Consider the following 11,540-nt stretch of genomic DNA (forward strand, 5'->3'; position numbering starts at 1 on the left):
TATGAAATTTTGCTGCGCTTTCTCTCAATAGTTGTTAGCATAAACATTTGTTTTTAAATAATTGTAATGCTATGCCGATTTCACTATATTATTCACGCAATCAAAAAAGACGATAATACTATGAGTAATATTACTAAGCTGCCTGCATTTGGCGACATGTTAAATGCTGGAATACAAACTATAAAAAATTTAAGTACGCGAAATACTATTGGGCGCACTGTATTTTACAGAGAGTTTGAGAAATTAGCGCAAATCGTAAATGATCATAAAGAAATCAACTATATGAGTAATTACGATATACGCCATGAATGTCATGATGGTTCGCCTTGCTACGACGAAATTATTGATTTGATCTTAGTATGCTTATCTGCAATGGGCTTGGTTAAAGAAGATAAATTTAGTTTGATTCCTAATCTAAATCAGAACTTTGCCAATTTTATTACTTTCGATGAGAAAGTAACGCCTAAAAATATCATACGTTTAGACCCTTTCGGTAAAGTTTATTTTTGGCTAGCGGGTAATAATTTTAATCAATATATTGGTGAAGGAATACCAAATGGTGATTATATTGCTAACTTTAAACGCTTCGATAGCAAATCTTTTGCTGATTTGCAAAAAGTTAATATTGCTGCTTATGGCAAAAATGGTGACGCACTTATTAGTCATTTGATTGACGAAACTAAACGTCGAACCTCTATATTTATGAATAATTATGCAGATGCTGCTGTTGGTAATGATTTTGTCAAAGTGACGCCTGATATGATCATGGCTCAACTTGAAAGCTTATCACCTTTACAGTTTGAATGGTTTTGTTTGAAATTAATTGAGAGATCCTTGGAGATAGAAAGTCCTGAAAGTAATCTAACATCTCGTCATACAGGGCGGTCTAACGATAATGGTATTGATGGACTAATTATTCAGGACTTTCCAGATGGTGAGGTGCACAATTATTATATACAGGCCAAGCTCTATAGTAATGGCAATAATATATCTAATGGCGACTTGAGAAATTTCATAGGTGCATATCCTCCACAAAAAACCAATCATCATGGCATCTTTATTACTACCACAAGCTTTACTAAGCCTGCTCAAGACTATGCTAATTCGACTGATTCGCACAGTCTTATTCTCATTGATCAAATGAACTTGATCGAGTTAATGATGCAACATAAAGTCGGTTTAAAAGAGGTGAATGCCAGACCAAAATTATTATTAGATAATGATTTTTTTGAAAGAATTAAGCTATATTAAAACAGGTCAGTATTTACTTATTTATACAAGAAAAGCTCTATGAGTTATAGCAACACGTAGAGCTTCTTTATAATGACTAGAGACAGGTATTCATAATTTAATAACCAACCACCGCCGCATCGACAATGCGTGGATCAGACGATCCATAAACGCCGTTTGGTGTGAGCATGATCGATTGCGTAGATCCCATCGCGGATTTTGGACTGACGGTATGACCCATTGATTCGAGCTTTTTCACGGTATCACTATTCAGTGCTTTTTCCACTCGAATCTCATCAGGTAGCCATTGATCGTGGATACGCGGCGCATGTGTTGCCTCAGCGATATTCATATCATGGTCGATGACGTTGGAGATAATCTGAGTGACAGTCGTGATGATACGGCTACCACCTGGGCTACCAGTAACGATATAAGGTTTGCTGTCTTTGAACACGAGCGTCGGACTCATAGAAGACAGTGGACGCTTATTGGCCTCCACCGCATTGGCGTCGCCACCAAGTAAGCCGTAGCCATTTGGTACGCCCGGTTTGGCAGAGAAATCATCCATTTCATTGTTGAGCAAAATGCCTGTGCCATCCGCAACGAGACCAGTACCATAAGAGAAGTTCAACGTATAGGTGTTGGCTATCGCATTGCCATCTTTATCAACGATAGAGAAATGCGTAGTCTGATCACTCTCGTACGGCAGAGGATTGTTTGCTTTGATAGTGGCTGCTGGCGTGGCTTTATTGGGATCAATCAACGTACGCAGTTTATCTGCGTAGGCTTGTGACGTTAAGCCACTGGCAGGGACGTCAATAAAGTCAGCATCTCCCAGATACTCAGCTCGATCTGCATAAGCCAACTGCATCGCTTCGGCCATTAAGTGAATAGTCTGTGCGCTGTTTTGTCCGTAGTCTTTGAGCGGATAGCCTTCTAAGATATTTAAAATCTGCACGATGTGAATACCACCAGAGGAGGGCGGCGGCATTGAGACAATCTCATAGCCACGGTAGTCGCCTTTGACAGGCTCGCGCGCGATGGCTTCATAATCGCTCAAATCCTGCATGCTCATGCTACCGCCTGCTTCATTAACCGCTTTGACCAGTTTTTGAGCGGTCTCACCCTTATAAAACCCATCGGTACCCTGTACCGCAATCCGCTTTAGCGAACGAGCAAGCTCAGGCTGCTTTAACCGCTCACCCGGCTGATAAGCGCTGCCATCAGGCTTAAAAAACACTTTTTTGGTACTTGGCCATTTCTGTAAGCGATCACTCAACGCCGTGAGTGACTCTGACAAGCCAGCGGTGACTTCTATGCCGTCTTCAGCCAGTGCTATCGCTGGTGCCATAACTTGCTCGCGGCTCATCGTACCATGCTCTTCTAATGCTTTTAGTAGTCCTGCTACTGTCCCTGGTACGCCAACTGCCAAGCCATGATAGCGAGATAAGTCGCTGACCGCATTGCCTGCTTCATCGAGGTACATATCGCGTGAGGCGCTACTTGGTGCTTTTTCACGGTAATCAAGCGCCACCGTTTTGCCTTGCTTGGCATCATAAATCATCATAAAACCGCCACCACCGATATTACCCGCACGCGGCAAGGTTACTGCTAGGGCAAAACCCACTGCAACGCCAGCATCTACTGCATTACCGCCATCTTTTAGAATCTGTAGACCAATGTCAGAAGCAAGCGCTTCTTGGGTAGCGACCATGCCGTTTTTCGCCCAAACTGGATGATGAATGGCGTCTTCAGAGTAAATAGCTTGGTCGCTATTGGCTTTACTATATGTGGTGTTAAGGGTATTGGTCTTCGCTCGCGTGATGCGCTTGGTTTCAGATAATACCGTTGGACTATCAGCCATGATGGCCAAGTTTATGGCACTGGTGTTGATTGATGTATTGTTGACCGTGGCGTTACTTGTTGAGGTCGTTGGCTCTACAGCCTGTGCGGATATAGATAGTAGTAGCGTACTGGTAATGAGCACGACGCTAGATTTGAGTAAGGTATTAATTTTTGGTTTACGCTGCTGAGCGGTTCGATGGTGGCGAGATAATAACTGTGACATCGCAAAGTCCTTTTTACGCGAGTGGAGAGAATAGAGCTAAGAAATAGATAAGCCTAAATAGTAACGAAAATATGAAATAGTAGAAAGTTGTTTATTATCTTTTGTGGTGTACGCTTTTATAGCGCTTGGCTGTATCAGCTACATTTCAAATAAACGAGGCTAATTTTCAAGTAAATGAAGCTACTGATAAGACAGCCGTTATATAGAGAAAATTATTTATGAATGAAGAAATCCTTTAAAAATATTCGCTAATATTACTAAGTTGTAACGTCTTGTGATATAAATAACGGTACCACTGTACACTCATTATCGACTGTCTATTTATACAAAGAGATTACTATGTCATCACACCATATTAATAACCGCAATCGACAGCGCTACTCTGAGACTGCGCCTGCTTATTCATCTAACACTGATCATAAAAAATATAATGGTAAAAACAATAACAGTCATCTATATCCAACCGGTAAATTGACTTCTATCGCCTTGATAGTTGGTAGTGCTTCACTTGTACTCGCAGGTTGCCAATCAACTCCAGCTAGCTCATCTTCCAATCTGCCGTCGAATAGCAGCGTCTCTAGTACCATGATGGACTTTAGTGTTGCAGATGCCGCGCAGAGCCAACGTCAGGGTCAAGCCTTTACTGCCAGTCAAAATGCTCAGGCCGCGCGTTATGAGCAGCTGTTTGATCAAGAGAAGTATCCAAATACCGAAAACCAAGCCAAATCACACTTGCTTGCAGCCATTCGTCAACACTTGGCGACCGAGCATGTCGCAGTCGCCACAGCCAATTATCGCTCAGCACCATTCATTGACCCAGATAGTATCGACGCAGGATCGAGTAGCTTGCTCAGAACGATCATAGAAACCTATGTGTATCAGCCTGAAGGTGCATATAGCGAAAGTGATGATGAGCCATACAATGATGACTATAACGATTATGATGACGCAAAAGATTCGATAGAGTCCGACTATCCTAGTGATTACGATAAGTCTAGAGCAGAAGCTGAAGCAGAAAGAAGAGCTATTGCAGCTATATTGGCTGAAGCGGGGGAGAATGAGCCGACGAGCAGTGATACCAACAGCGAGAACGAGTATGCTTACGATACAGCAGATGACTATAGCAGCGATAATTACAGTAGTGACGACTATGATAATTATGATGAATACAGTAGCGGTGGTGAAAGTATGCTCTCAGGGATGTCAGGGTTAAGTCCCAAATCAATGGCTGCAAAGTATGAAGCCATGCAAATGGCAAAACAGCAAGCTAAGACAGAGACGGTAAATCGTGGCAGCCTACTAATGTCATCTACAGGTATGATTGGCAACATACTTGATATATTCCACCGCACTCCTGAGCAAATAGCTGCATCCAATGCTTATCAGTATGAGCATCTAACGTTCAATAGTGTCAGTCAATACCGTCCCAAGCAGCGCCAACTACAAAGCATCTATAGCTACGACTACGCCACACCAACGATTAGCTCATCGATACAGATACCGTTAGCATTTGATTTTAATAATAGCAGTGTCGTAGTAGATCCATCGGCCATCATGCCGATTGTTGCACTTGTTAACCCTGAGAATACGCCATTACCATCACAGATGACCTCGCATACGGTGCGCTTTGGTTTGCCTGAAAGTGTCACGGCACAGTTGCCACCAGCGGTGCTCTACGATGCGGTGCTCAATGCGATACAGAGCAGCATGGCTGAGCTCGCGCCCGAGCATTTTAGCGCAGTAGATATCAGTGTTGACGCGTTTGCCCAAGAAGTCGGTGCGACTCGCGCCGTAAAAGTCTATTTTGGTAGCCAGCAAAGCGGTGAAATGATTGGTAAGACGCTCAAATATGTGACGAAATCACTGCAAGAATACGTAGATGCCAATCCAAATAAATATCCTGATGGTGCCGCACTAAAGACAGCACTTGCTAAAGTGCAGTTATACAATAAAGGCTATCAAAGCGCGGATGTCGGTTCGCTATTGCAGCTGATTGAAGCTATCGGTCCTATCTCGTTCAATCAAATCAACTACTATTACTTAGACAGCTCAGATCGACTGCTAGCCAAGCAGCAACGTGTCAATATCGGTAGTGATTTTATGGGGTCGACCACAACCATGCTAAACCAAGTACGTTACGATAAAGCCAGTTTCAACCGTCATGCTTTGACACCACTGCTTGCTGAGTCTTTTGGTCCAGACGCTAAGCCTCCTATCGATGGCAATGCATGGATAGCTACGCAGCGCGCGAAAAAAGACAGATTACAAACGGCCCGCTATGCACGCTACGACTATCAAGATAACGGTGTCGAGGGTGCTTATAGCAGTGATGAGTATGGTAACGATAACGATAATGACAATGGCGCAGACGCTGTCGATGAGAGCCGAGTTGACGATGCTCAAGATGATATGAATGAAAAATAGAAGTCAAATGACATTATCTTATTGCATTTACGCTCATATCTATTAAGGATAAAAAATGAAAAAAGTACCTCACACCATTGCACAACGTCTGCCATGTAAGACTAAAAACAATCTGTTAGTCACCAGCGCATTTTTGACAGGGGCGCTGTTGTTAACAGGTTGCCAGTCTACCAGTTTGGGCCAGTCCAATACGGTGGCTGTAAAACAAGCGCCTAGCGTTGCCAAAAAAACACTAGAAACAGCACTACAAAAACAGCGTCGTCAGTCATTTAGCTACCATAGCAATCTTGAGGTTGGCAATAACCAACAATTTACAGATACTGATACTAGTACTAAGAAAATGGCGGCATCAGACTATGTAGATGAACATTGCGAAGAGGCGCATGACCAAGCGTACGCCGCTCTAATCCTGCAAGCAGAGCAGCAAAACAAAGATATCTTAGCGATGGATTACGATACTAAGCGTGACAGCATAAGGCAGTCGTATTTTGAGTGCGTAGATGCCTATCATGCATGGAATGACCATCAATACGATAGCGATGTAAAAGTAGCACCAGATTATCAAGCGCTATTTGATAATTATGAGGACAAACAAAGACCGTTAGATAGGAAGAAAGCACAGTTATTAGATGAGTATCTACTAAAGCCGCTTTCTATCGACTCTCAAGGGATCTATCAACCGATGGCAGGCAAGGCTACGATGCTCGCTAGTGCGCAATATCAAGCACGTAATCATCACAGCAGTATCAATCAGCCTATTTATATGGATTTTAAAAACGGTGATATTTACCTATGGGCAGATAATTTTGCGATTCTAAACTCAGAATTATTAGACGATAAACTCGGTACAAAATGGCAAAACAAGTGGTTAAAAATAGCCATTGATGATGGTACATTGCCTAAAGGATTTGGTGGTGAAGTGATAAAAAGCCACTTTGCGGCGTTAGATGCGACTTATGACGCGGCTCCTGTCAGCCAATTTAATTATGTTGCCCCTAACTCACTTGCATCACTGTCTCCAAAGCTGCCCGCGCACCAGTTATCGGCTATGTTACCAAGTGATCAAATCATTCGCCGAGTACAACGCTTTGAGGATTATCAAGCGTCGCAACAGAAATATATGCAAATTTTCTACAATCGGATCAGTGAAAAATACCCAGAGCTGGTACAAGAACCCGAACCGATGACAGCGTTTGAGTCGATTCAAAATCCAAAGGCATTTACCAGTAAATCTATTGTACAAAAAATACTGGCTATGATAAAAGATCAAATGAATGAGGAAGCAGCTACAGGTGAGGTCGTTGCCAATACAGAAGTACAGGAACTGTACGGGTTTGATAAACGTGGTCAACTCAAATGGGAGCACTTACGTCGTCAGTTAGATAATACTAGCGAAGCGAATAATGACAAAGGTATGAGGATAGATGTGTTGCAGCAGTATTCCGCTATTAGTACTAAGGACTTAGCGTTTCCTAACCTACCAAGCAATGTGCAGACGCCAAACGCTAGCAATAGCATTGATTTACGAAAGTATGCTCCAGAGCTGCTGCAATATTACCAAGATGGTAATGGCACGGCAGTAGGTAAAATGGTATTTAACATGTTGCCGATGGTCAGAGAGCGTTTTGGTTCGGTTGAGTAACTGATTAGAGTGTTAATGAGTAAATAGAAAACATTATTAGTTTTTGAACAAGATAATTTTGCATTAAAAAAGCGCACCTATTAACGGCGCGCTTTTTCATTTTATACGTATACAGCTAGGTAAAATAACACTTTTCCGGAGTGGCTTATTACATACCTTGATGCTGTTTGTCATGGCCTTTAAGGTCTTTTGAATGCTTGCGACCTTTTTCTTGTCTCTCTGATTTCATCTGTTCCATCTTTGCACGTTGCTCAGCAGTCAACACTTGAGCGATGGCATGTTGGGTTTGTACACGTTCGATAAAGCGTTGCTTTTCTTTTGCTGCTTGTTGATCAGCCAGACGGTTTAAAGCAGTAGTATTCAAAGTGCTGGCATTGGTCAACGCTTGTATTTGCTGATCCATTTGCGCGCGTTCTGCTTGATGCTCTGCACGGTCAGCAGTGCGATCGCCACGTTTGTTTTGCATGATGGCTTTGATTTGCGCTTGCTGTGTCGCTGTTAGATCCAGCTTTGACATTGGGCCTCTCATCTCACCTTTTTTCATGCCATCTTTGTGGTTCTTCTGCATTTGTGCAGTTGGCGTTGTATCAGTAGTCGCGTTAACGCTGGTGCAAGCGGTCACGGTAAATATGCTAGACGCTGCTAATACTGAACCTAATAGTAATTTTTTCATCATAATATCCTTGATTACATTGAGTTTGATTTGATAAACACTAAATTTTTATCTCGCAAGTAGCATCTGTTGAACGTTATCGCTCGTTATGGTCAGCCATCTTAGAAATGCAATACTTGCTGTTGATAGGAGTATATTACGACAGTTAAAGGTTACGAACATTTATGAAGTATTAAGAAAGGTAACGTTTCTGGTGAATTGGTAAGTGCTTGCCTGATAATATGGTTAACTACAGTCTACCGACAATAAAAATGCCACAGCGACAATCTTGCTAACCATATCAAAATGACACTTGTATGCGGACTTATTTGCGCCATGATTATTATAGAGTGATTGGATTGAATAGAGATAAATAAAAATTAAAGGAGAGAAGTATGCCAAACATCCTGATAGGTGATGACGACGAAGAGTTAACTCAGTTATTGCAAGAGTACTTGGACAATCACGGCATTCGCTGTGACTGCGTACATGATGGTGCAGCAGTCATACAAAGACTCAAGGCAGTAGCACACGAAGATACGGTCTATGATTTACTCGTACTCGATATTATGATGCCAAAACTGGATGGATTAAGTGTGCTGCGTCAATTACCAAATATTATTGATATTCCTGTCATTATGTTGACGGCGAAAGGGGAGGAGATTGATCGTATTATTGGTCTAGAGCTTGGGGCCGATGACTATATCACCAAACCTTGTAACCCTCGAGAGCTGCTAGCGCGTATCAATGCAGTGATTAAACGTACCAATACGACCGCATCAGAGCATACTCCGTTGCCAGAGAGTCGTTTGCATCTCGATCAAAACCAACGCGCCTGTCAGATAGATGGGGTAACGCTACAAGTCACTGGTACAGAGTTTGATCTACTTGTTGCCTTACTCAAACAAAAAGGGGAAGTGGTGAGTAAAGCATGGCTGTCAGAAAATGTCTTGCAGCGTGAGTTGCAGCCATTTGACCGTAGCCTTGATGTGCATGTATCTCGCTTACGCAAAAAACTTCAACCTTTCCACGATGAACCAATAAAAGCGGTGCGTGGTAAAGGTTATCAACTGGTGCTGTAATGACGGACATATCGATGAAAGCTTCTGAGCAGACCCTCAAAAAAGCACCTAAGTTTAAGGTGCGCATTACCTTGTTTTGGCGTATGTTTCTGAGCTTATTACTGACGATTTTAATCACCTCTGTATTGTCTATCGTGGTAGAGCGCTGGCTGGCTGAAAAAGAGCTGACCTCTCGTATGGATGTACAAATCGATAGTCTATTGATAAAGCGTGAAGAGATGGTCGCGGCGCTACGGGCTGGTGATGTAGACTCTGTCAGGCAGATGTATCGTCAAGACCGCCAGCTGATGAATCAAATCAGAGTTTATGATGAGCATGGCGCTATTATATTCCCGCGTTACCGTGACAAAGACGATCGGGCGCAAGGACAACTGCAAAGTGGTCGGCAAATAATGGATCGTGCGATACAACCGGTGCGACCAGTGTCGCCTAGACCACCTAGATTAGAGAATAACGTTTATGGTGTAGAAGGCCGCAATGCTGACAATAGACTGCGTGAACACGACAATGAGATACCAAAAGATGAGCCGTCTTTTTGGCAAAAATTCCTAAAGCCAAGAACGGCAAGTAGTGCCGCAGTAGCTGATATCGATACTCGTCCTGAACTGGCCGACATGTCTGTTGAGTTACCTGATGGTCAGTCAATCATCATACAGTTGCGTCCGCACCTACGTTTTTCAGACGTGGTAGAGATACAGCACGGTAATTTCCCAATACGTTTGCTATTGATCGTTATCTTTAGCGTACTGGTCTGCATATGGCTCAGTCGTACGCTAACCCAGAGGATTGGCCGTGTACAAAATACCGTACACCGTATGATTGATGGTAATTATCAAGCCAATCCAGAACTGTCCAAGATGGGCGATGATGAGTTGGGGCTACTTGCCAAAGACGTCGCCCATCTCTCGACCAGACTGGTTGACAGTGAGCTGGCACGTAAGCAAATGCTCAGTGATATCTCACATGAGCTGCGTTCGCCACTTGCTCGTCTGGATGTAGCGACTGAGCTTACTCGAGACTTTGCGCCCAATGCCAATCGTTATCTGGACCGTATTGATAAAGAATCTACACGAATGAATGAGCTAATTGAGCAAATCATTCATATTCAGTCTCTACAAATGCAGCAATATACCGTCGATAATTTGGAGAGTGAGGCAGTCGATATATCCGACACCATTAGTAATATCGGAGAGGATGTCTGCTTTGAATTTCAACATAAAGACGTGCATTGGCAATGGCAACCGCCTGTAGCCTCAGCGCTAGATGATTTGGCAGGATTTTGGACAGTCCAAGGTAATGCAGAACAGTTGTATAGTGCACTTGAAAATGTTATTCGCAATGCCTTTATGCACACAGCAGCGGGTTCGACAGTGATTGCGGAAATCAAAGCAATCAAGATGGACAATGAGGCACCAGCCGTTCAAATTAATATAACAGACGAAGGCGGCGGTGTCGCAGACAAAGACTTAGAACGTATTTTCCATCCCTTTGTGCGGCTTGATACTGCTCGGCATCGTGATACTGGCGGCTATGGTCTTGGATTGGCTATTGTTCATGCTGTAGTCATGGCGCATAAAGGATATATTAATGCTCATAACCGCCAAGACGGTATTCAAGGGTTGGTGGTTCAAATAGTGCTACCCAACAGATAAAAAAAGAGAAGTTATTGAGTAATAGACAAAAGCTAACTTTTTCTAAAAACGACGTAATTTATTATAAATAGGTAAAAATGAAATTATATATTCGTTTATATGAATATAATAGACGAAAGGTATTAAAATGCTGATTAACGGTATTGTCACTCTGCATATATTCGGTAATACTAATATATGCAGAGGGTGATAAAGGTTATACAAAACAAAACGTCTTATTCCTTAAGGACTAACACAACTGCTATCTAAACAAGGTCTCATCATTATAAGCTTATAACCCGTTTTATTTTGTCACATCGTCTCTCTGAAAATAGATCTTATCTCTGATTTTTTAAATCTGACAAGTCTGTAAGGGAGTACACATCATGAACCGCATCTATAAAGTTATCTGGAATGAAGCCTTACGTTGTTTTACCGCTGTTAGTGAATATGCGAAGGGACGTGGCAAGTCTTCCAAATCTAGCGTTAGCTCTAACGCTTCCATCAGTACAACGTCTAACCTGTCCGCTATCCATACATTACGCCTCAGCACAATAGCACTTGGGCTATTAGCTGCTGGCTTTGGCATGCAGGCGAATGCAGAACTTAGCTATTCTAATAACGTTTACTACACCAGCTATCAGGCGATAGGTAATGGTCATAATAGTCATGGGAATGGCAATGGAGTTGGACATGATAGCCATGGAAACGGCAATGGCTATGGTCATAACGGGAATAACGGGAATAACGGGAATAACGGAAATAACGGAAATAACGGAAATAACGGAAATAACGGAAATAACGGAAATAA

8 protein-coding genes are annotated in these 11,540 nt (G+C 42.6%); 6 read left to right on the forward strand and 2 right to left on the reverse strand.

What is annotated here, in order from left to right:
• Nucleotides 1–120 precede the first annotated feature (120 nt).
• Nucleotides 121–1,251: a restriction endonuclease gene (locus DXK30_RS07085; protein ID WP_114701090.1), complete on the forward strand. Its 1,131-nt coding sequence runs from the start codon at nt 121–123 to the stop codon at nt 1,249–1,251.
• Nucleotides 1,252–1,348: 97 nt separating this feature from the next.
• On the opposite strand, the gene ggt is transcribed toward DXK30_RS07085, so the two are convergent.
• Nucleotides 1,349–3,298, reverse strand: a complete 1,950-nt coding sequence (gene ggt, locus DXK30_RS07090) for a gamma-glutamyltransferase (protein WP_114701091.1) — start codon at nt 3,296–3,298, stop codon at nt 1,349–1,351.
• A gap of 339 nt (nt 3,299–3,637) precedes the next feature.
• Between ggt and DXK30_RS07095 the strand changes: the two genes are divergently transcribed.
• Nucleotides 3,638–5,722 carry a hypothetical protein gene (locus DXK30_RS07095; protein ID WP_114701092.1) on the forward strand — a complete coding sequence of 695 codons (2,085 nt, stop codon included), beginning with the start codon at nt 3,638–3,640 and terminating at the stop codon, nt 5,720–5,722.
• Nucleotides 5,723–5,777: 55 nt separating this feature from the next.
• Nucleotides 5,778–7,364, forward strand: a complete 1,587-nt coding sequence (locus tag DXK30_RS07100; protein WP_114701093.1) for a hypothetical protein — start codon at nt 5,778–5,780, stop codon at nt 7,362–7,364.
• 148 nt (nt 7,365–7,512) lie between these two features.
• Here the strand turns inward: DXK30_RS07100 and DXK30_RS07105 are convergent, their stop codons facing one another.
• Nucleotides 7,513–8,040 carry a Spy/CpxP family protein refolding chaperone gene (locus tag DXK30_RS07105; protein ID WP_227670820.1) on the reverse strand — a complete coding sequence of 176 codons (528 nt, stop codon included), beginning with the start codon at nt 8,038–8,040 and terminating at the stop codon, nt 7,513–7,515.
• 371 nt (nt 8,041–8,411) lie between these two features.
• Here DXK30_RS07105 and DXK30_RS07110 point away from each other — a divergent pair, with 371 nt between their 5' ends.
• The 3 genes from DXK30_RS07110 to DXK30_RS07120 form a co-directional block, all read left to right on the forward strand.
• On the forward strand, nt 8,412–9,098 hold the full coding sequence (locus tag DXK30_RS07110) for a response regulator transcription factor (RefSeq protein WP_057759848.1): 687 nt from the start codon (nt 8,412–8,414) through the stop codon (nt 9,096–9,098).
• A gap of 14 nt (nt 9,099–9,112) precedes the next feature.
• Nucleotides 9,113–10,750, forward strand: a complete 1,638-nt coding sequence (locus DXK30_RS07115; protein WP_114701095.1) for a sensor histidine kinase — start codon at nt 9,113–9,115, stop codon at nt 10,748–10,750.
• A 365-nt stretch (nt 10,751–11,115) separates the two neighbouring features.
• On the forward strand, nt 11,116–11,540 hold a 425-nt coding region (locus DXK30_RS07120), incomplete at its 3' end, for an ESPR domain-containing protein (RefSeq protein WP_205350691.1).

It is taken from the genome of Psychrobacter proteolyticus (genome assembly GCF_003350005.1).
Lineage (GTDB): Bacteria > Pseudomonadota > Gammaproteobacteria > Pseudomonadales > Moraxellaceae > Psychrobacter > Psychrobacter proteolyticus.

Coding starts and splice junctions, on each gene's coding strand:
- DXK30_RS07085 (WP_114701090.1), top strand. CDS start 121: ATGAGTAATATTACTAAGCTGCCTGCATTTGGCGACATGTTAAATGCT.
- ggt (WP_114701091.1), bottom strand. CDS start 3,298: ATGTCACAGTTATTATCTCGCCACCATCGAACCGCTCAGCAGCGTAAA.
- DXK30_RS07095 (WP_114701092.1), top strand. CDS start 3,638: ATGTCATCACACCATATTAATAACCGCAATCGACAGCGCTACTCTGAG.
- DXK30_RS07100 (WP_114701093.1), top strand. CDS start 5,778: ATGAAAAAAGTACCTCACACCATTGCACAACGTCTGCCATGTAAGACT.
- DXK30_RS07105 (WP_227670820.1), bottom strand. CDS start 8,040: ATGATGAAAAAATTACTATTAGGTTCAGTATTAGCAGCGTCTAGCATA.
- DXK30_RS07110 (WP_057759848.1), top strand. CDS start 8,412: ATGCCAAACATCCTGATAGGTGATGACGACGAAGAGTTAACTCAGTTA.
- DXK30_RS07115 (WP_114701095.1), top strand. CDS start 9,113: ATGAAAGCTTCTGAGCAGACCCTCAAAAAAGCACCTAAGTTTAAGGTG.